The sequence below is a fragment of the Cryobacterium sp. N22 genome, assembly GCF_002929555.1.
Taxonomy (GTDB): domain Bacteria; phylum Actinomycetota; class Actinomycetes; order Actinomycetales; family Microbacteriaceae; genus Cryobacterium.
Genome location: NZ_PJJP01000037.1, coordinates 80,269 through 98,851, shown reverse-complemented (window position 1 = coordinate 98,851; position 18,583 = coordinate 80,269). Strand labels below are relative to the sequence as shown.

General features: G+C 63.2%; 18 protein-coding genes and 3 pseudogenes. 9 read left to right on the top strand and 12 right to left on the bottom strand.

Annotation, left to right across the window (positions count from 1 at the left end):
* Positions 1–174: 174 nt before the first annotated feature.
* From CXY76_RS13080 to CXY76_RS13075, 3 genes are all read right to left on the bottom strand, one after another.
* Positions 175–1,575 carry an arylsulfatase gene (locus tag CXY76_RS13080; protein ID WP_104165179.1) on the bottom strand — a complete coding sequence of 467 codons (1,401 nt, stop codon included), beginning with the start codon at positions 1,573–1,575 and terminating at the stop codon, positions 175–177.
* Positions 1,576–1,878: 303 nt separating this feature from the next.
* Positions 1,879–2,001, bottom strand: coding sequence for a hypothetical protein (locus CXY76_RS19755; RefSeq protein WP_255408475.1), 123 nt, complete (start codon positions 1,999–2,001; stop codon positions 1,879–1,881).
* Positions 1,998–2,477 (bottom strand): MarR family winged helix-turn-helix transcriptional regulator, encoded by a 480-nt coding sequence (locus CXY76_RS13075; protein WP_199190300.1) that lies wholly within the window; start codon positions 2,475–2,477, stop codon positions 1,998–2,000. Before CXY76_RS13075 ends, CXY76_RS19755 begins: the two co-directional genes overlap by 4 nt.
* Positions 2,478–2,490: 13 nt before the next feature.
* On the opposite strand from CXY76_RS13075, the gene CXY76_RS13070 reads away from it, so the two are divergent.
* Positions 2,491–3,342 carry an SDR family oxidoreductase gene (locus tag CXY76_RS13070; RefSeq protein WP_199190299.1) on the top strand — a complete coding sequence of 284 codons (852 nt, stop codon included), beginning with the start codon at positions 2,491–2,493 and terminating at the stop codon, positions 3,340–3,342.
* Positions 3,343–3,824: 482 nt separating this feature from the next.
* Positions 3,825–5,255, top strand: coding sequence for a sugar porter family MFS transporter (locus CXY76_RS13065; protein ID WP_104165174.1), 1,431 nt, complete (start codon positions 3,825–3,827; stop codon positions 5,253–5,255).
* A gap of 68 nt (positions 5,256–5,323) precedes the next feature.
* Here CXY76_RS13065 and CXY76_RS19840 read toward each other — a convergent pair.
* The 4 genes and pseudogenes from CXY76_RS19840 to CXY76_RS13045 form a co-directional block, all read right to left on the bottom strand.
* Positions 5,324–5,479 (bottom strand): annotated as a pseudogene (locus CXY76_RS19840) (helix-turn-helix domain-containing protein); the annotation flags it as partial.
* A 123-nt stretch (positions 5,480–5,602) separates the two neighbouring features.
* Positions 5,603–5,794, bottom strand: coding sequence for a zinc-binding dehydrogenase (locus CXY76_RS19420; protein ID WP_158253902.1), 192 nt, complete (start codon positions 5,792–5,794; stop codon positions 5,603–5,605).
* Positions 5,791–6,387 (bottom strand): annotated as a pseudogene (locus CXY76_RS13050) (alkene reductase); the annotation flags it as partial. The pseudogene CXY76_RS13050 and the gene CXY76_RS19420, both read right to left, overlap by 4 nt.
* Before the next feature lie 137 nt (positions 6,388–6,524).
* Entirely contained in the window at positions 6,525–6,851 is a 327-nt protein-coding gene (locus CXY76_RS13045; protein WP_104165168.1) for a DUF4190 domain-containing protein, read from the bottom strand.
* 227 nt (positions 6,852–7,078) lie between these two features.
* Between CXY76_RS13045 and CXY76_RS13040 the strand changes: the two genes are divergently transcribed.
* The 3 genes from CXY76_RS13040 to CXY76_RS13030 all read left to right on the top strand — a co-directional run bounded on the left by CXY76_RS13040 (position 7,079) and on the right by CXY76_RS13030 (position 10,351).
* On the top strand, positions 7,079–8,980 hold the full coding sequence (locus CXY76_RS13040) for an ABC transporter ATP-binding protein (protein WP_104165166.1): 1,902 nt from the start codon (positions 7,079–7,081) through the stop codon (positions 8,978–8,980).
* Between the two features lie 66 nt (positions 8,981–9,046).
* On the top strand, positions 9,047–9,616 hold the full coding sequence (locus CXY76_RS13035; protein WP_233199825.1) for a GNAT family N-acetyltransferase: 570 nt from the start codon (positions 9,047–9,049) through the stop codon (positions 9,614–9,616).
* 144 nt (positions 9,617–9,760) lie between these two features.
* Positions 9,761–10,351, top strand: a complete 591-nt coding sequence (locus tag CXY76_RS13030; RefSeq protein ID WP_233199823.1) for an AAA family ATPase — start codon at positions 9,761–9,763, stop codon at positions 10,349–10,351.
* A 52-nt stretch (positions 10,352–10,403) separates the two neighbouring features.
* Here the strand turns inward: CXY76_RS13030 and CXY76_RS13025 are convergent, their stop codons facing one another.
* Positions 10,404–11,078, bottom strand: coding sequence for a TetR/AcrR family transcriptional regulator (locus tag CXY76_RS13025; protein WP_233199821.1), 675 nt, complete (start codon positions 11,076–11,078; stop codon positions 10,404–10,406).
* A gap of 39 nt (positions 11,079–11,117) precedes the next feature.
* Between CXY76_RS13025 and CXY76_RS13020 the strand changes: the two genes are divergently transcribed.
* Both CXY76_RS13020 and CXY76_RS13015 read left to right on the top strand, forming a co-directional pair.
* Complete coding sequence (locus CXY76_RS13020; protein ID WP_104165162.1) at positions 11,118–12,359, top strand: MFS transporter; 1,242 nt, start codon at positions 11,118–11,120, stop codon at positions 12,357–12,359.
* Positions 12,360–12,758: 399 nt separating this feature from the next.
* Entirely contained in the window at positions 12,759–13,328 is a 570-nt protein-coding gene (locus CXY76_RS13015) for a dihydrofolate reductase family protein (protein ID WP_104165160.1), read from the top strand.
* Between the two features lie 148 nt (positions 13,329–13,476).
* Here CXY76_RS13015 and CXY76_RS19545 read toward each other — a convergent pair whose 3' ends face one another.
* The gene (locus CXY76_RS19545) at positions 13,477–13,833 is read right to left on the bottom strand and encodes a three-helix bundle dimerization domain-containing protein (RefSeq protein ID WP_199190298.1); all 357 of its coding nucleotides are present in this window, start codon (positions 13,831–13,833) and stop codon (positions 13,477–13,479) included.
* Positions 13,834–14,288: 455 nt separating this feature from the next.
* Between CXY76_RS19545 and CXY76_RS13005 the strand changes: the two genes are divergently transcribed.
* Entirely contained in the window at positions 14,289–16,532 is a 2,244-nt protein-coding gene (locus CXY76_RS13005) for a LuxR family transcriptional regulator (RefSeq protein WP_104165158.1), read from the top strand.
* Positions 16,533–16,544: 12 nt separating this feature from the next.
* Here the strand turns inward: CXY76_RS13005 and CXY76_RS13000 are convergent, their stop codons facing one another.
* Positions 16,545–16,970: a DUF2550 family protein gene (locus CXY76_RS13000; RefSeq protein WP_104165156.1), complete on the bottom strand. Its 426-nt coding sequence runs from the start codon at positions 16,968–16,970 to the stop codon at positions 16,545–16,547.
* A gap of 61 nt (positions 16,971–17,031) precedes the next feature.
* Positions 17,032–17,415: a PLDc N-terminal domain-containing protein gene (locus CXY76_RS12995; protein ID WP_104165154.1), complete on the bottom strand. Its 384-nt coding sequence runs from the start codon at positions 17,413–17,415 to the stop codon at positions 17,032–17,034.
* Positions 17,416–17,551: 136 nt separating this feature from the next.
* Between CXY76_RS12995 and CXY76_RS12990 the strand changes: the two are divergent.
* Positions 17,552–17,956 (top strand): annotated as a pseudogene (locus CXY76_RS12990) (phospholipase D-like domain-containing protein); the annotation flags it as partial.
* 11 nt (positions 17,957–17,967) lie between these two features.
* Here the strand turns inward: CXY76_RS12990 and CXY76_RS12985 are convergent.
* Positions 17,968–18,312 (bottom strand): carboxymuconolactone decarboxylase family protein, encoded by a 345-nt coding sequence (locus CXY76_RS12985; protein ID WP_104165152.1) that lies wholly within the window; start codon positions 18,310–18,312, stop codon positions 17,968–17,970.
* Positions 18,313–18,583 lie beyond the last annotated feature (271 nt).

Sequence of the window (18,583 nt, the reverse complement as noted above, 5' to 3'; positions counted from 1 at the left end):
GGCGACAATTTCTATCAGACCGACACCCGTTCGTTCCTCGGATGAGTCGTACGACAATGCCCATGCCAGCGAGCCCTGGGCATCCAGCAACGGACTCAGCCGCAGATTGCCCAAAGTCGGCAACGTCACCAGGACGATGATGTCAACGCCGAGTCGTTAAAAGCGAGATGAGCATCAGGCATTCCCTGGGTCTCGCTGAGCGTGCTCACCGTATCCGGTGAATTCATCGCCCGTTTGGATGTTCGGGTACTCGGCGATGCTCTGGTGGTAGTCGCCCACGAACTTGAGGGCGACACCCATCATCCAGCCCATGTCCAACTTCGTGGCCATGATGTTGTACAACTCCCCCGGGTCACTGGCGAGGTCGAACAGCATCGGCCACTGTGGCGTCACGATCGGCTGATCAATTCCCTCGCAATAGCGCAAGACCGCCTTCATATTGCGCCACTTGACAGACATCAACGACCCATCCGGACCGAAGAACAGGTAACTCTCCCGACCGGTGGTCGCTCTCTCTCCGAGCAGGAAGTCCGAGGCGTCGATACCGTCGATCGGCCGATCGGCCGGCACGCTGTCCGATGCTCCCGCCAGCGCTGCCAAAGTTGTGTACCAGTCGTGGGCCGAGAGCATCTCCTCGGTAACGACACCGGTCGGTACCTTCCCCGGCCAGCGGACAATCGCCGGGACCCGCATTGACCCTTCCCAGGGCGGTGTCATGAATGACCCACGGAAGGGTCCGTTCGATCCGCCCTGGACCGCCGGGATATCACCGGCGGCGTTGTCGCTGGAGAACACAATCAGCGTATTCTCCGTGATTCCCGCCTGGTCGATGCAGTCGACGATCTGGCCGACACGGAAGTCCATCTCGGCGAGGAGGTCTGCATACTGTCCCAGTCGCTCCGGGGATGTCTGGTCGAAATCCGGATGCACCGCCTCCGGCGGGTGCACGTGAGACAGCCCGACGTAGGTGTAAAACGGCGTATCTGCGGCCGCCTGTCGGGTGATGAATTCAACCGCCTTCTCGACGATCAACTCGTCCAGGAACGGGCGGACCTCCAGGTTCAGCTCGCGCACCGCCGTCTGAGCGCCGCCCTTTTTGCCTTCCCAGAGTTGCGGCGGCTGAATCCCTTTGGCCGCGGCGATGGCGTCGAAGGTCGCGTACGACGTCCAGCCAGCTTCATCGACACTGTTGCGGTAGCCCCACCATTCATCGAAACCCTGGTCGGTCGGCAATCGACCTTCAGTGTCGCCGCAGTGCCATTTGCCGTACAGCGACGTCGCGTAGCCGGCATCCGACAGCAGATCAGCGATCGTGTACTCCCATGGTGCCAACCCCGCCTTGCCTTCGCCTGCGAACGGCACTCTGAACGTTCCCGATCTCACGGACTGTCGGCCCGTCATGAGCGCGGACCTCGTCGGAGTGCACTGCGCCTCGACCGTGTAATTGTTGAACCGGATGCCCTCACCGGCAAGCCTGTCGATGCGCGGCGTCGCCGTGGCCCCTCCGTACACGCCAAAATCACCCCAGCCAACGTTGTCGCAGAGAATGAACACCACGTTAGGTTGAGTCGCCATCACGCCACCTCCGTCTTTATGGGCGCGGCCGACCGCAGCCCTCGAGACGCACAGTGAACAGGACAGAGTCGCACATCCGAATCATGCCTTGTGGGTGATTCTCAAAACCGACGTTCGACACACCCGCGTGGATCTTGCACGGCTCGTCTACGCCGACAGCAGAGTGTTCCTGATGACGTCCAGCCGGACCTCCGCTAACGGGACCGCCGTTAGCGTTCGTACGCTGTGGAGCGGAGCGTGCGTGGCCCGGCAAGGTTCATGGCCCGAACCCGGCCGCGAACCAGGCCCTGGGACTGACGTCCTTCAGCTGCTCTCGCCGGCGTGGACGACGACTCCTTCGACACGGAATACCCGGCCGAGATGCACGTTCTCGGCATTCTTCCTGTCGGTGGCGAAGGCGGAGTACAGCGTTCCGATGCTTGTCATGCGGGTTCCGTTTCGCCGTCTCGGACAGAGGGCAGGGAAGAAGCCAGCGTCTCAAGCATCAACCGGAATTTTTCGCTCTGTTGAGTTCCGAGCAGACCGACGACTTGTTGTTCGATGCGTTCCATGACTGTGTCAGCGTGCTGGAGGGCGTCGCGGCCGGCGCTGGTCAGGTGCAGTTCCTGCACGTGCGGGTGTCGCGGGTGGTGCCGGCGCTCGATGAGTCCGCGCTCGACAAGTCGAGCGACCAGGGAGGCGACCGCCTGGGGCGTCACGTTCAGCCGGCGCGCCAGCGTTGCACCAGCCAAGCCCGGCTCAGAATCGACCGACATGAGGAGGGCGTAATGCGAGGCGGCCATCCCGACCGGTCGGAGTTGGGCGTCCTTCAGGTTCTGAACGGCTAGTTCGGCGCGACGCAAGGCCCAGATGACGCGGTCGCGGGGATCGCTCTGGGCAGTGGGCAGTAAAGGCTCTTTCACATGGTGAGTTTACATGCTTTATGCTTATCAAGCACTTGATATGCATCAATCGTTTGGAGACGCCTTTATGAACCGACCCATCGCCCTCATCACTGGAGCAAGCTCCGGCATCGGCGCCGCCCTTGCCGCCGTATTGGCGAAAGAAGGCTATGACCTCGTTCTCGTCGCCCGGCGGAAGGACCGTCTCGCGACTCTGGCTATCGAAATGGAAGCGTTCGGAGCGAAATCCGAAACCCTGGCGGCCGATCTCTCGGAACGCACCGGGCTTCAGCGTGCAGTTGACCGGGCCGGCGCCGGAGACATCGACCTCCTGGTCTCGAATGCCGGCGTCAGCGCCTACGGCCCATTCGCCGAAATCGATCAGGCCGAACTCGAGCAGGCCTGGACCCTGAACGCCGACGCCACACCCGTACTTACCCGTGCCGTTCTGCCTGCGATGTTGGACCGTGGTCGCGGCGGTGTCATCACGGTTGCGTCGAACCTGGCCTTCAGCGCAGGCGTCTCGGCGACTCCTGCTGTCGCTGGCCGAGCGCTGCCGAAGCGGGCTTTGTACGTCGGCGCTAAGGCCGGGACGATCGCATTCACCCGAGTGCTGGCTACGGAGCTGGCGGACACCGGAGTCGGTGCAACCGTGGTCTGCCCGGGGCTGGTTTCATCCGAGTGGAACGGCGGCGCCTCCCAGGTCCCGAATGCGATGACCCCGCAGAATGTCGCTCGCGCCGCGTGGGCGAGCTTTTCCCGCGGTGAAGTCATGTGCTTCCCGGGGTTGGAAGCGGTCGCACTTCTCGACCAGCTCGCAGAGACGGAACGTCTCATCATGGGCGGCAACCTCGGCTCAGACCTCGCTGCCCGCTACCGGGACTAGACCGTCGACGCCACCGATCGGGCAGGCTGTCGGGCTCGTGGACCCCGGTCGGGCTGGAACGCCAGTGCAGGCCCGACCGGGGTTAACCACATTTGAAGGGCGCACGCTCGGCGGCTTTGGCGGTGGTACCGCTGCTCTGCACTTGGCGCGCGTGGCCGGTCCCAGTCCGGTATGCCGTGGGACCTTTGCCCTACATCTCGAAATTTTCGTGAGCTACGCTAAAAACAGCTTGATGTTAGCGCTCACTTTGGGTCTGAGAGCCCACCTGTGTTGCATCCAAGTCCCATAGCCGGGAAGGGTATGCGTCAGAGTGGACAGCTGCGATAGAGAATAACTCAGCACATCAGAGTGTGCCGCGCTCCATGTCATCGCCGAGGACGCGCTCATGGCACGACGGCATAGGCCCGAGACGACAGTCCCGGCCAGCCATCCTTCCTAGTGATCAACAGGGGCTAAATCTGGTCCCTCACTCGGAGTGAAAAATGCAAAAAGAAAAAAAGATCGACAGCAAATTCATTTACTTCTTCGGATCATTCGGAGGTATCCTTTTCGGCTACGACATCGGAGTCATGACTGGAGCTCTGCCGTTCCTGCAAAGCGACTGGGGCCTTGACGATGCCGCCATCATCGGTTGGGTAACCTCTGGCGTAATGTTCGGCGCCATCTTTGGTGGCGCTCTGGCCGGACAGCTTTCCGATCGATTCGGACGGCGCAAGATGATTCTCGCCGCAGCGGTCGTCTTTGTACTCGGATCAATTCTCTGCGGCCTAGCACCGCAGGATGGTGTCATCTATCTGGTCATCGCCCGGATTTTCTTGGGCCTGGCCGTCGGCGCGGCCTCCGCATCGGTTCCCGCGTACATGTCCGAACTTGCACCCGCGCGGCTGCGTGGACGCTTGTCCGGCCTGAATCAGACAATGATCGTCTCCGGCATGCTGATCTCGTACATCTTGGATTTCTTGCTGAAGGATCTGCCGGAAGCGTGGGCGTGGCGAGTGATGCTCGCGACGGCCGCTGTGCCGGCTGTGATTCTGTATTTGGGCGTGTTGCGGTTGCCTGAATCGCCCCGCTTTCTGGTTAAGGTCGGCAAGGAAAACGAGGCCCTCAAGGTTCTTCACTACATTCGCCGCCCGGACGAGATCGATGCCGAGCTCAGATCGATCAAGGAAACGGCGCAAATCGAGAAGCGGGCGGCTGGCAATACCTCACTTGCAACGTTATTCGACGGCAAGTACCGGTACCTCGTCATCGCAGGTGTCGGTGTCGCCGCGTTCCAGCAGCTCCAAGGTGCCAACGCGATCTTCTATTACATCCCTTTGATCGTGGAAAAGGCCACCGGCAATGCAGCAAGTTCGGCACTGATGTGGCCGATCATCCAGGGCGTGATCCTGGTGCTCGGCTCATTGCTGTTCCTGGTGATCGCGGACAAGTTCAACCGACGCCTGTTGCTGACCGTGGGTGGCACGATCATGGGTGTGTCCTTCCTTCTGCCCGCGATACTCAATACCGTGATCGAGGACGCGAACCCGATGATGATCGTGGTGTTCTTGAGCATCTACGTGGCAGCGTATTCGTTCACGTGGGCCCCACTCACTTGGGTGCTCGTTGGAGAGATCTTCCCGATGGCGATTCGCGGCAGGGCCTCTGGTATCGCATCGTCCTTTAACTGGATCGGATCTTTCGCTGTCGGCCTACTGTTCCCGATCATGACCGCATTGATGAGCCAGGACGCGGTTTTCGCGATCTTCGGTGCCATCTGCATTCTTGGTGTCGTTTTCGTCCGGACTCGTGTCCCCGAGACTCGTGGCCGCACGTTGGAGGACATCGAAACCAAAAGCATTCCGACCCAGGAGGCTTTCGCTTCCCACGAGAGGAACACGGTTCTCACGAGAGGAAGACGGCGAATCAAGTGACACAGGACTAGCGGCACTGCTGCTCGGACTTGCTGGACTGGTCGCCCCGCGTCGGCAAGAAGGTCGGGAAGGCTTCCCCAGCGGCAATACACCGTAGATTTGCCGACACCGGCACGAGCGGCAACCGCTTCCATGCTGATCGCTTTCGTGTCTTGCTCGCTGATCAGATCGAGGGCTGTTTCGAGGATCTTCGTGTCACGCCCGCGATCTCGCGTGCGCCCCACGGTGCCTGCGGGACGCGGCGTAATGATGAGCGACGCGATGGCGAGCGGGGCCGGCCCAAGCGGCGTGATGCCGCGCGCGTGCCCCTCGACGGTGGCAACGAGGCCGGCCCCTCGGACCTTGACTTAGAACACCAGCACGGGCCGGCCGCGCAGCCCGCCCACCTCGACGAGCCGATGCGCTTCGGCGACCTGTTCAAGCGGGTAGGTACCCGCGACGCGGAGCGCGAGGACACCGAACTCAGCCTGGTCGCGCAGTCGCGTCAGAGATGCGGTGTCCCGGATGCGGTCATAGACGAAGACGGGGAACCAGCTCACACCCCGGTCGGTGTCGCCGGCGAACCCCTTAAAGGTTGCGATCGCTCCACCGTCGCGGACCGCGGCGGCAACTCGTGCAGCAGGTAACCGTTGGCGGCGTGCAGTTCGACACCGTCGAATCCGGCATCGACAGCGTTCTGCGAGCCCCGCACGAAGTCTTCGACGATTCCGGGCAGCTCATCGGTCTCGAGCGCATGCGGAACGGGGTAGGCCACCTTTCTGCCTGCAGCGCGAGTTTCGCCGTCAGCCGCGATTGCGCTCGGGGCTTCGACTGGGAAACCCGAGATGTCCGGATGGCCGGCTCGCCCACCGTGCATGACCTGGGCGACGATCAGCCCTCCCCCGGCGTGCACCGCGTCGGTGACCTTCCGCCAGCCCGCGAGCTGTGCGTCGGTGACGAGGCCGGGCTGGCCGTCGAAAGCCTTCCCGGCGAGGCTCGGGAAGGTGCCCGCGCTGATGATGAGACCGACGCTCGAACGCTGCGCATAGTGGTCGACCATGACCTCGGTGGGAACACCGTCAGCACCCGCGCGAGAGCGGGTCAGAGGGGCCATGACAATGCGGTTGGCCAGCGAGAGGTCGCCGGCCACGAGGGGGGAGAAAAGGCGTCAAGGCCCCGCCCCGCCCCGCCCCTGGTGAAGCATTCGCGTACGTCCTGAAGCCACACCCATAAAGCCGGTAACCCCTCATCCGGGGTCACCGGCTCTGCGCACATCCGTGCGCCCCCGTATCAGAGGAAGAAGCGGCCGACCAAGAAGAAAATGAAGTCGAAGATGCCAAGGCACATGCCCGCGATCGCCAGGCCCTTGCCACGCTCACCGGTGCGACGTATGGCCTTCAGAGCTTGGCCAGAGAACGCCGCAGCCAGCGCTCCGAGGAATCCGAAGACAAACAGCGCGACGCAGGCGATGACGAACCCCCAGATGGCCATCTTGTTAAACGCTGGACGTGTCCCCTGGACGCCGTACGCCGCCGGCGCAGTCGCCGGTGTGGCTGCAGATGCAGATGCAGGAGCGACGTAGTCGTCTCGCGGCACGGGTGGCGGGAAATCTGTCATAACGAACCCTTTCTTCGAACGAATCGAGGGCAATCGGTGTCCCCCCAACAACGAACGTACTGCCAGTCCCGCAGTTCACCGGGCATTTCGGGCATTCGGGGGTCAGGCGACCGTCTGCGTGACCCTGAGGCCTCCTCCAACACCTGGATGAAGCGCACGTGGCAGCACAGGCTCGCCGCCGGCACGTCGTCATCTAAACTGGACTGTTGCCCACGGAAGGAACCTCAATGAGCATGGAAGGCGCGGCCTGGAGCTCGCTGTACAAGATCTCGAGCGCCAGGGAGGGGAAGCACGGCATCTCGCGTGAGTCCGTTCGGCGGATCATGACGTTCGCGGTGCCCTACCGGTCCAAGCTGCTGATCTTCATCACCCTCTCCATCGTGGGAGCTTTCCTCGCGGTCGCGACGCCGGTACTCGCCGGCCAGGTGGTCGACGTCATCGTCGCCCAGGGCGAGGTCACCACGATCGTTTGGATCGCCGTCGTCATCGCCCTCGTGGCGTTGGCCGACGCCGGCGTGTCACTCGTGACGCGCTGGTACTCGGCGCGGATCGGCGAAGGCGTGATCCTGGACCTCCGCACCGCCGTCTTCAACCACGTGCAGAAGATGCCGATCGCGTTCTTCACCCGCACACGAACGGGCGCCCTCGTGAGCCGCCTCAACAACGATGTGATCGGCGCTCAGCAGGCCTTCAGCGGCACGCTGTCCGGCGTGGTCACGAACCTCGTGGCGCTGATCCTCACCCTGTTCGTCATGCTCAGCACGTCCTGGCTCGTGACGGTGCTCGCCGTGATCATGCTCCCCATCTTCCTGGTACCCGCGCGCCGCATGGGCGGCCGCCTTGCCGCGCTGCGCCGCGAGGCCGCCGATCACAATTCCGCCATGAGCACGCAGATGACCGAGCGCTTCTCGGCGCCCGGCGCCACCCTCGTCAAGCTGTTCGGCCGACCCGACGAGGAGGCTGAGGAGTTCCGCGTCCGCGCCGCCCGTGTCCGCGACATCGGGGTCCGCACCGCGATGCTGCAGTTCGTCTTCTTCACCGCACTGATGCTCGTCTCCGCTCTCGCCCTCGCGCTCGTGTACGGGCTCGGCGGCTCCCTCGCACTCGCCGGCCAGCTGAATACCGGTGACGTGGTCACCCTGGCGCTCCTCCTCACCCGCCTCTACGCGCCGCTCACCGGCCTCGCAAACGCACGGGTGGAGATCATGAGCGCGGTGGTCAGTTTCGAGCGCGTCTTCGAGGTGCTGGACCTCGACCCGCTCATCAAGGAGAAGCCCGACGCCATCGCCGTCCCCGAAGGCCCGGTGTCCGTCGAGTTCGACAACGTCCGATTCGCCTACCCGTCCGCGGACAAAGTGTCCCTCGCCTCTCTCGAGGAGGTTGCAACGCTGGACACCCGCGGCGGCGAGGAGGTGCTGCACGGCGTGTCCTTCAGGATCGAGCCGGGGCAGACCGTTGCCCTCGTTGGTACGTCCGGTGCCGGCAAGTCCACGATTGCGCAGCTCCTCTCGCGCCTGTATGACGTCGACAGCGGCGCCGTGCGCCTCGCGGGGACGGATGTCCGCGATGTTACTTTCGCCTCCATGCGGCACACCCTGGGCATGGTGACGCAGGACGGCCACCTGTTCCACGAGACCATCCTCTCCAATCTCCGCCTCGCGAGGCCGGAGGCGTCCGACGACGAGGTGTGGGACGCCGTCCGCCGTGCGCGGCTCGAGCCACTCATCCGGTCGCTGCCGGACCAGCTGGACACCATGGTGGGAGAGCGTGGCTACCGACTGTCCGGGGGTGAGCGCCAGCGGATGACCATCGCGAGGCTCCTGCTCGCCCAGCCGCGCGTCGTCATCCTCGACGAGGCGACGGCGGCGCTGGACTCGACGTCTGAGGCCGCCGTGCAGGCGGCGCTCAGCGAGGCGCTCGAGGGACGGACGGCGATGGTGATCGCACACCGCCTCTCCACCATCCGCAGCGCGGACCTCATCCTCGTGGTTGAGGACGGCTCGATCGTGGAGCGCGGTACGCACGAGGATCTGCTGGCGATGGGTGGGCGGTACGAGGAATTGCACCGGACCCAGTTCGCCGTGCAGAAGAATGTTGCGGCGGATGAGGAAGCACTGAGCCGGACCTAGTCGCCACAACGGTGCTCGCAGCGATCGTTTCTGGTTGGCCCCGTTCGCTGACCGCTCTGCCACAATATGCGAGTGCTTACCTCCCCTTGGCCTGCCTCTAGTGGAGCGCTGCTCCTCCGCGACGTTCGATCAAACGACCTCGCGCAGATACTTGCGCTGCGAAACAACCCGGTCGTGAATCATTTCATGCTGCGCACCCGCGTCGAGCCTGAAACGCTTCGACAAGAGTGGCTCACCATTCCGACCAGTGACACAGATTTTTCGTGCGTCGCCCAGTTTGATGGCGAGATCGTCGGAATGGGTTTCCTCGACCTCGTTGACGGCATGGGGCAGCCAGGCATGCCTCAACGCACACAAGGTGTCATGGGCTACATGCTTGAGCCCGACTTCGCGGGAAGGGGATTCGGCACCGACTTGGCCCGTGGCCTTCTGTCCGCAGCATTCGACAGGCTCCATCTTCGGCGGGTCATGGCTAGCTGCAACGCTGACAATATGGCCTCGGTGCGAGTGCTGGAAAAGGCGGGAATGCGCCGAGAGCAACATGGAATCCAAGACTCCTGGCACGCCGAACTTGGGTGGGTCGACGGGTATGAATACGCGCTCCTAGACCACGAGTGGCGCAACAATCATCCCTGAATCGATCAGTTTCGGGCAAGGTCGCGATGTCAGAGGTATTCAACAGTCCTGTACCGAGCAAGACGAGCAGCCTGCCGCCGGCAAACGACGAGCGATAGCGACCGGCTTTCGGGCACGTGGAAGCGGTATCGCTAGCATGGGCCGATGATCGTATGGCTGAATGGCACTCATGGCGTCGGGAAGACGACGACCGCTGCTCTCGTGCAGCAGCTGATCCCCGGTTCCCGTGTGTTTGACGCCGAGAAGGTCGGCGAAACTCTCATGGACGTCCACCCAGGGCTACCTGAGACAGACAATTTCCAGAACTGGCCTCCGTGGCGGCCGCTCGTAGTCGAGACGGCTCGCCGCATCCTCGACTACACCGGTGGCACCCTGGTGATGCCGATGACTGTGCTGGTCGAGTCCTATTGGCGGGAAATCAGCCAGGGCTTGGCCTCCTACGACATTCCAGTGCATCATTTCGTGCTCCACGCCGATCAAGGCACCCTCCGGGGACGAATTCAGGACGACTCCGTGATGGGTCCCTCCTCGTTTCGTTTCAGCTACCTCTCCCCCTACGCCGAGGCCTTCCAGTCCTGGTTGGGCAAAGAAGCGCATGTCATCGATACCGCGGAGCTAACGCCTGCTCAGGCCGCGTCGGAAGTCGCCGAGACCGTCAACATCTCGTCATTCCTGGACGACCCGAAAACGCTGTCAGAACCTCGCAACGACACGAACAGTTTTCGGCACGTTTGATTCCGGGCGTGTGACTTTCAGGCTTGGAGCCCCAAAGCATCGAAGGCGCCTTTTAGTCGATCGTCGACCGGACAGCGCGCGAAAGGCTGAGGAGGAGAAGCTCAGCAGCTGCATGCAGCGCGGAGGGTGACACCCCATCAAGCAGTTGTGTAGAGATCCCCAGCACGAAGGAGTGCACCAGGATCGCTGATGTTGCCGGATCCAGGCCGTCCCGGAGAGCGCCAGCATCGATGCCCCGACGGATGCACGCCTCAATGCCCGCCCGGTCCGCCACCCGTCGTACGGTGACAACTCTGCGCGCTGCGAGGCCATCGTCTCCGCCTGCGCCAACGGTCGCCGACAGCGTGACGAGACATCCGCCCGGGTGTGCCGAGTCGGACTGCATGTTGATCGTCCCGTGAATCATCTGGTCGAGCGCGTCGAGCGGGTCGAGCGTCAGGTCGTTGACGAGTTCGCTTACCCGGCCCGGCCCGGCGATGTAGTGCTCGACCGTGCGCTCGAACAGGCCCTCCTTCGACCCGAAGGCGCCATAGAGGCTCGCCGATGATAGCCCGGTCGCCGCACGCAGCAGCGCGATCGACGACGCCTCGTACCCGTGACGCCAGAAAACCTGCATCGCGGCATCGAGCACTTCGCGCTCAGCGAAGATCCGCGGTCGTCCTTGCTGTGCCATCTCCACCTTTCGGATCGTTCGTTCCAGTTTGACACATGGAGAACCGTTCGTCACTATAGGAACGTTCATTCCATAAATCGAGAAGAGTCGTCAGTGCGCGTTTTATCCCCCGAACCCACCGTTTCGAAACAGCCAGAGAGCGGCAGTCGTCTGCCTGTCCTCGCGCTCACGCTGATGGCCCTCAGCGGGTTCATCATCATCATGACCGAGACGCTTCCGGCCGGGCTCCTTCCCCAGCTCGCCGCCGACTTCCAGGTCAGCAACGGCACTGCGGGCCAGCTCATCACCGTCTATGCACTGGGCACCGTCGTCGCCGCCATCCCGACGATCGCCCTCACACGGGGTGCATCCCGCAAGCCGTTGCTCGTCATCGGGCTACTTGGCTTCTTGGTTGCAAACACGCTGACGGCAATTGCGCCAACGCTGGCGATTGCCCTTGTCGTGCGCTTTGTTGCCGGAGCATTTTCTGGACTGATCTGGGGCATGCTCGCAGGCTACGCTCGTCGCATTGCTGCCCCCGAGCACGCAGGCCGTGCCCTCGCGATCGCGATGGCTGGGACACCGCTCGCGCTCTCGATCGGCACCCCTCTCGGCGCGTGGCTCGGCTCGGCGGTCGGCTGGAGATGGTCCTTCGGCGGCGTCTCCGCACTCGCCATGGTTGTCGTGGTGTTGGTTCTTGCGTGCGTGCCGAACGCACCAGGACAACGATCAGACACCCGGCTTTCCCTCGGGCGTGTGCTGGTCATCCCGGGCGTGGCCGTTGTCCTGGGCGTAGTGTTCGCATGGATGCTCGCCCACAATCTCCTTTACTCGTATATCGCCCCATATCTGCAGAGGGCGGGGGTCGGTCTCCGCCCCGACCTAGCCCTGTTTACTTTCGGCGTAGCCGCACTCGTCGGCATCGGGATCACGGGTACCCTCATTGACCGAGCACTTCGGCGCCTCGCCCTCGCGAGCACGGCGGCGTTCATTGTCGCCGGTGCACTTTTACTCGCTTTCTCTGATTCGCTGCCGGCAACTATCGTCGCTGTCGTTTTGTGGGGCGTCGCATTCGGCGGCTCAGCAACACAGCTGCAGACAGCGATCGGCAATGCAGCCGGTGAGAGCGTCGACGTCGCAAACGCGATGCTGACGACGGCCTTCAACCTCGCAATCTTCGGCGGAGGAGCGATTGGCGCGCTCCTCGTCGACGGCAGCGGCCCAGCTACGCTCCCCATCGCGATGATTTCACTGTCCGCGGTGGCCTTCCTGGCCGTCGCCTTCGGCCGAAAGCAGGCCTTCCCGGCGACAGTAGGCCGCAAGGCGGTGGTGCCCAGTGGCGACTACTTGTCGTAGCAAGCGATTGACCGCGGCCCACGGGTGTTTGAGCGCTCGCCTACCTGTTGTCTTGTATCCCTACGCATCCGAGGCGTCTCATCCCGCGGACGTCAGTGGAGTCACTGCCCCGAGAACTCGCGGGCTGGTTCGTCTCGCAACCCCGTCTCGTGTCCGGACGGCCCGGTTTGCGCACTCATCGCTAGTTCCGAGACACGAGCAACAGCTGCGCTCCCTGCTCAACATGTCCTAAAACGATCGTTGCGGCGGGCTGTGACCAAAGCGGGATTCGAGCGCTGACGCTGCCCTTAAACGGCGGGGCCGATTACGCTCGGCCATGAGCAGTTCAAGCTAAGACGCGGCCTGGCTGACCGTCGATCCAATGCGAACGCGCTGTGCGCATCAAGGGAGGGCAACGAGATGAGACCACTCCGATACTCGATCAACGTCACGCTCGACGGCTGCTGCCATCACGAGGCAGGACTCCCCCCTGACGAGGAGTCGATGCGCTACTGGACCGCTCAGTTGGAGCGAGCCGATGCCCTGCTATTCGGCCGGGTGACCTACGAGATGATGGCGTCAGCGTGGCAGAGGCCGGCCACGGGCACGTGGCCGGACTGGATGGCTGACTGGCAGAAACCGTTCGCCGAGACCATCGACGGGGCGAAGAAGTACGTCGTGTCGAGCACGCTGAACGAGGTCGATTGGAATGCCGAGCTGGTGCGAGGCGAGTTGGCTCGAGCGGTTCAGCAGCTCAAGCAGGAGTCAAGCGATGGCCTCTGGGTCGGTGGCGTGACGCTCCCCCTGGCGTTGGCAAATCTGGGGCTGATCGACGAGTACGAGTTCCTCGTGCAGCCGGTCCTTGCCGGACACGGGCCGACATTGCTTGCCGGTCTGCGTGAACACATCCAGCTCGAACTCGTGGACCGCCATGAGTTCCGGTCGGGGGCAGTCTCAATGCGATATCGGCCCACGCGAGTTCCGGATTGACGAAATCCAGAGAAGTTGTCTCCCCACGGCCTTCCAACTGTGCCCGGAAAACGGATCGTCCCGGAGCAAGTTTTCGAGACGGACGGCCTTTCTAGCCGCCGTGTGCGCTTCCCGAATCAGATCGTTCTCGAATCCGAGCTGGAATGCCTCAGCGTTCGTTCTCGCTGGAGCTGCCGAGAACACCACCGAACAAGTGGCTACCATGGCCCTCGCGGCTTGCGCGCTCGACTTCCATCGGGTCCGGGTCTGGGCCACCGTCGGGTAGCGGAGCCAGTGCTTCCGGCTGTTCGACCACCGTGCGGGATTCTCTGGCTTCTTTCTTCAGCCGTCGCTTCGCTGCCTTTTCGACGAGGACGGGAACGAAGTCACGGACCCGACCCTCATCCAATTGTCCGTGCTCAACTTGGACGACGTCCGCGATATGTTCGCGCTCCAAGCTCGGGAACCGTTGCGACAGCCGGTCAATCACCTGGTCGATGGCTTGAGTTTCGTCTAGCTCGCTCATGAGGACATTCTTCAACACGAGTGCTTCCGCGGCAACGGCATGAATGTGAATTCTGGCCGTGCATAGTGATCGCCCGGATCGGCCCGCACCTAGTTGGACAGGATTTGAACCTGCGACCCCCTGAAGGTTCTGGCCTTAATTTAGTCGTTACCGAATGTCTCCGAAAACCCTCGGATTCCCTTGTGTTTACAGGGAACCAGGCGATTCGCTGCCTCCGATTGTAGCCCATCATTTTGGGTCAAATAGAGATGAATTAGATGGGTAAATGATGGACTTGGGACCCGCTTTGAGCGACACAACGAGCCCGCCAAAACCATCCTCCGCATGCCCGCCGCATGTGATCGAGCACGGCTGGGATGGCGATCGGTCGTCTGCGGATCTGGGACTGATTGACGAGTACGGGTTCCTTGGTGCCACCGTAGCGGTCCCCCACCATCCAGTTCTATGCTGCGACCGTGCCCGAGACAACTCGTGTCGCAGCCCTCAATCAGGTGAACCTCGATCAGCTGCTGCTGGAAACGAAATTGGCGAGTCCGCCACCTCGGGGCGGTTTCGTCAGCCGCAGCGCGCTCATTGCCAAAGGGCGCGGAAGTGGACGCCGTATCGTCGCCATCAGCGCACCGTCCGGCTACGGCAAGTCCATCCTGCTGTCCCAGTGGGCGGCAGCCGAGGACCGACCCGTCGCTTGGGTTTCCTTGGATCGATTCGACGATGACCCTGCAACACTGCTGCTTCTTTTGTCGTCGGCATTCGTGCGGGCAACCGGGGCGGACAGCTCACTGATCGACGACATGGGCGGGCACGGCATCTCGGCGCTCGGCCGTGCGGCGCCGCGACTCGCCACGGCCCTACACGCCAGCCCCGAGCCGTTCGTGTTCATGCTCGACGACCTCCACGCGCTCAGCTCACCGGGGTGCCACGACGTGCTGGAGGTTGTCATCTCCGGCGTTCAGAGCGGCTCACAGTTTGTGGCGGCGAGCCGGATAGCCCAGCCGCACGTCCCGAGACTGCGCGCCGCGGGCGAGACAATCGAGTTCGGCGCCAACGACCTTGCCTTGGATGCCGACGGCGCGCGGAGCATCTTTGCCGAAGCCGACCTCGACCTGGCAAGCGATGACGCCGAGACGCTCGCCCGCACCACCGAAGGGTGGCCGGTGGGCATGTCGCTCGCGGCCGTCATCACCCGCGAAAGCAACGTCCCCGCGGTCACCGTCGCCGGCAATGACCGGTACGTGGCCGATTACCTCTACCGGGAGTCCTTAGCTCCTTTGTCGGAAGAGACGCGGAGCTTCCTTCGCCGCACCGCAGTGCTCGAGCAGTTCTGCGCAGGCCTGTGCGATGCAGTTCTCGACTCTTCAGGGTCACAGGCCATGCTGCGTGAGCTTGAGGCATCCAATGTCTTCCTGATTCCCCTCGACCGTCACCGCGGCTGGTATCGATATCACTCGTTGTTCGGCGAGTTCCTCCAGTCCGAGCTGCGCCAGAACGAACCGGGTGCCATCGCAGAACTGCACCTGCGCGCGGCGGACTGGTACGAAGCGAACGAGTCGCCGGGCATGGCGATTGAACATCTGCTCGACATCCGGGATCGCGACCGCTGCCTGCGCCTGGTCACCGAGAATGCGCTCCCGGCCTACCAGGCCGGCCAGCTGGAAACAGTGCAGCGCTGGATCACCGCGCTCGGCAGCGACACCGTTGCCGACTACCCGCCGCTGGCCGTGCTAGCCGGATGGTTGGCTGTCATGTCCGGACAGTCCGCGGCAGCCGAGCAGTGGATGCATCGGATAGACAAGGCGGTTTTCGACCTGCCACCCGCCGATGGTACTGCGTCGTTTGATTCGGCTCGGGCGATGCTGCGATCAATCATGTGCGCGGGCGGACCGAAGCAGGCTATGGCCGACGCCGCATTGAGCTTGGCGCAGGAACCACCGTGGAGCGTCTGGCGCGACCAAGCCCTGTGCCTGACCGGTGAGGCGCACCTGTTGACCGGCGATGTGGAGCGCGCGGACGCCCTGTTCGGCCAGGCCTCCGAGCTGTCGGCTACCACGGGCAATCACGACGTGCTAGTCCTCTCTGAGGCCGAACGCGCGGTGATCGCAATGGACAGAGGGCGCTGGGTCGAGGCGGCGCGACTTTCGAACGAAGCGCTTGCGGCGATCCAGGAACATCGCTTGATGGACTACGCCATCTCGGTGATCGCATTCGCCGGTGCGGCCAGGCTGGCCTTGCAACGCGGCGATCTGGCCGGGGCGACAAATGAAATCACGAAGGCCATGCGCGCCCGCCAATTCTGTGGATACGCCACTCCGGCGTTGGCGGTTCGCGCGCGCTTGAGTCTCGCCAAGACACATTTTGGGATGAGCGACCATGCGACGGCTCGACACTTGCTGCGCGAAATCGGCGATATCTTGATGCAGCGACCGGCCCTCGGGCGTCTCGTCGATGACGTGACCGAGTTTCAGGCCATCATCGACTCCGGCGGGACATTGGGTACAGGAGCAGCACCCCTGACTCCTGCAGAGCTTCGACTGCTGCCCTATCTGCAAACGCACCTTTCCGTTCCCGAGATCGGGTCGCGTCTGTACGTCTCACGCAACACAGTGAGCACGGAGGTGGGTTCCATTTACCGCAAACTGGGTGTGTCCTCCAGGACCGGCGCTGTAGACCGCGCGCTGGCAATCGGCCTGCTTGGGGCCTGAGGCGAAGGCCGCCTAAGCCGCCCCGGTGTTTGTGTTGGAACAAATGGGTCCCGCCACGGCCTTGGATGTGTCGCTTGCAGCCGCGATCTCGACTGTGGCATCACCGGCCATCATGACGACCACGATCGGGTTGGCGCCCACGCGCTTCACTTCGCCAGGTGCCGTTGCTCGGGGGTCGTGGAGTGCGTCGATGGCGACGAGTTCGTTGCGGAAGAGGAAGGGCGCTTTTGTCCAGACGAGAACGTCACGCACCCACCGTCCGTATCCTCGCGTCCACTTCGAACGAAGTCCTTCAACGGCTCCCCCGGTGACTCGGATGGCACCGTGGAAGCTCCCTTCCTGCTGGGTGACCCACCGCTTGCGGCTCAGGACGAACACCAGCACGGCCACGAGGACAATGAGGTCCACCCCGAGAACGGCGAGTAAGGCTATGACCATGAGATGCTCCATCCTCCGCGCCCACCGACACCGGGGCATGCGCTCGCTCACATAGAGCGGGTTATGCGGTGGCTAACGCCTTCGCCTTGAGCGCGTCGTATTCAGTTGGGGTAACCGCGCCGGAGTCGAGTAGCCTCTTTGCCGATTCAATCTGCGCCGAAGGCGAGTCAGTAGCCGCGACCGAGCGAATGTAGTCGTCGGTTTGGGCCGTCACGGCGCGCGAGGCGGCGGCACTTCGCTCAGCCATGCTGCGCCCGCGTGCGATCAGGTAAATGAAGACGGCAAGGAAGGGGAGAAAAACGAGGAACAGTGTCCACAACGCCTTCGCCCACCCGTTCAGCGTCGGGTCCCGGAACACGTCGATGATGACCGTGATGAAAATCCACAGGCACGAAACTGCGATGTAGAACCAGAAGAACCACACGAAGAAATCCCAGATGCTCATGACGGCCCATTTCGCTCGCGAGCGTGCCAATCACGCTCCAGTGCTCAGACGCTACGGGGGCTGCGATACCGGCACATCACGCGAACTGCATGATTCAGCGTGCAATCACAGGCGCGTCAACCCGTTGCCCATGATGATCACATCGGCGTGCAGACGCGGACTGGACGTGCAGCTGTTCGTCTCCGAGATCGGCGACCAGGGCGAGGTCTGGCACGCCCAACGGTCCTACTACGGTGCACTGCTGCGGGCCGGCGTGGAGATCTGGCTCTACCCGGCCCCGTACATTCTGCATGCCAAGCACCTCTCGATCGACGAGGACGTCGCCGTGATCGGGTCGAGCAACATGGACATCCGCTCCTTTGCCTTGAATGCCGAAAACTCCCTGCTTGTGCGCGGCGCATCCTTCGTCAGCCAGATGCGCGGAGTGGAACAGGCTTACCGCGATGCCGGCCGACGCCTGACGCTCGAGGAGTGGAAGCGGGAACCGGCATCCGCCACGTTCCTCGACGGGGTGGCGCGCCTCACGTCGGCGCTCCAATGATCAGCCCGGGATCATTCCGTTCCATCAAGGTCGTAGCCCAGCGCTAACGCGACCTTCGGCGCTGCTGCGACGATCCGAGGCGCACCGACCACCGCCTTCACGCCGATGAGAACGTCGACGATTTCGTCCGGTGTCGCTCCTGCCCCCACGGCGGCATCCGCCAGGTCGCCGAAGGAAGGCTCGGAAGCCCCGATCGCCACGAGCGCGGCCAGCCGCGTGAGGGCCAGCGTCTTCGGTGACAGGGTCGTCGATTCCCAGCCCGTTTCGGCGATCTTGTCCATGGCTCGTGAGTCGCTGATGGCCAACCGACGCAACCGTCCCACATAGTCCAGTGCCACGATGACCTCCACATCCATTCGCGTGCCTACTGTGTAGCAAAGCAGAGTCCCGGCGGGAGGTCATCACTCACATCACGTGAACCGCGATCGCGCCCCATAGTCGGAGGAGCCTCACCCGCTGAGGGCAGCGATGGCGGCACGATTGGTGTCGAACACTCGCTCCGAGGTCAGGAGCCCGAGGCGCTCGAGGCGAGCGCGAGCAGTCGGCCGGACCCGGCTGAAGCTCAACTCGATATCGTTGGCCCGGAGCCATGCCTTGAGCGCCGCGAAACTCTCCGCTCTGCGAAGG

What these genes read in the sequence shown, in the direction of transcription:
- CXY76_RS12995 (WP_104165154.1), bottom strand. Translation starts at nt 17,415, where the DNA reads ATGAGCATCTGGGATTTCTTCGTGTGGTTCTTCTGGTTCTACATCGCA.
- CXY76_RS13045 (WP_104165168.1), bottom strand. Translation starts at nt 6,851, where the DNA reads ATGACAGATTTCCCGCCACCCGTGCCGCGAGACGACTACGTCGCTCCT.
- CXY76_RS19545 (WP_199190298.1), bottom strand. Translation starts at nt 13,833, where the DNA reads ATGAGCGAGCTAGACGAAACTCAAGCCATCGACCAGGTGATTGACCGG.
- CXY76_RS13070 (WP_199190299.1), top strand. Translation starts at nt 2,491, where the DNA reads ATGCTTTATGCTTATCAAGCACTTGATATGCATCAATCGTTTGGAGAC.
- CXY76_RS13000 (WP_104165156.1), bottom strand. Translation starts at nt 16,970, where the DNA reads ATGGTCATAGCCTTACTCGCCGTTCTCGGGGTGGACCTCATTGTCCTC.
- CXY76_RS12985 (WP_104165152.1), bottom strand. Translation starts at nt 18,312, where the DNA reads ATGGATGTGGAGGTCATCGTGGCACTGGACTATGTGGGACGGTTGCGT.
- CXY76_RS13015 (WP_104165160.1), top strand. Translation starts at nt 12,759, where the DNA reads ATGAGACCACTCCGATACTCGATCAACGTCACGCTCGACGGCTGCTGC.
- CXY76_RS13080 (WP_104165179.1), bottom strand. Translation starts at nt 1,575, where the DNA reads ATGGCGACTCAACCTAACGTGGTGTTCATTCTCTGCGACAACGTTGGC.
- CXY76_RS13040 (WP_104165166.1), top strand. Translation starts at nt 7,079, where the DNA reads ATGAGCATGGAAGGCGCGGCCTGGAGCTCGCTGTACAAGATCTCGAGC.
- CXY76_RS13030 (WP_233199823.1), top strand. Translation starts at nt 9,761, where the DNA reads ATGATCGTATGGCTGAATGGCACTCATGGCGTCGGGAAGACGACGACC.
- CXY76_RS13065 (WP_104165174.1), top strand. Translation starts at nt 3,825, where the DNA reads ATGCAAAAAGAAAAAAAGATCGACAGCAAATTCATTTACTTCTTCGGA.
- CXY76_RS19755 (WP_255408475.1), bottom strand. Translation starts at nt 2,001, where the DNA reads ATGACAAGCATCGGAACGCTGTACTCCGCCTTCGCCACCGACAGGAAG.
- CXY76_RS13035 (WP_233199825.1), top strand. Translation starts at nt 9,047, where the DNA reads ATGCGAGTGCTTACCTCCCCTTGGCCTGCCTCTAGTGGAGCGCTGCTC.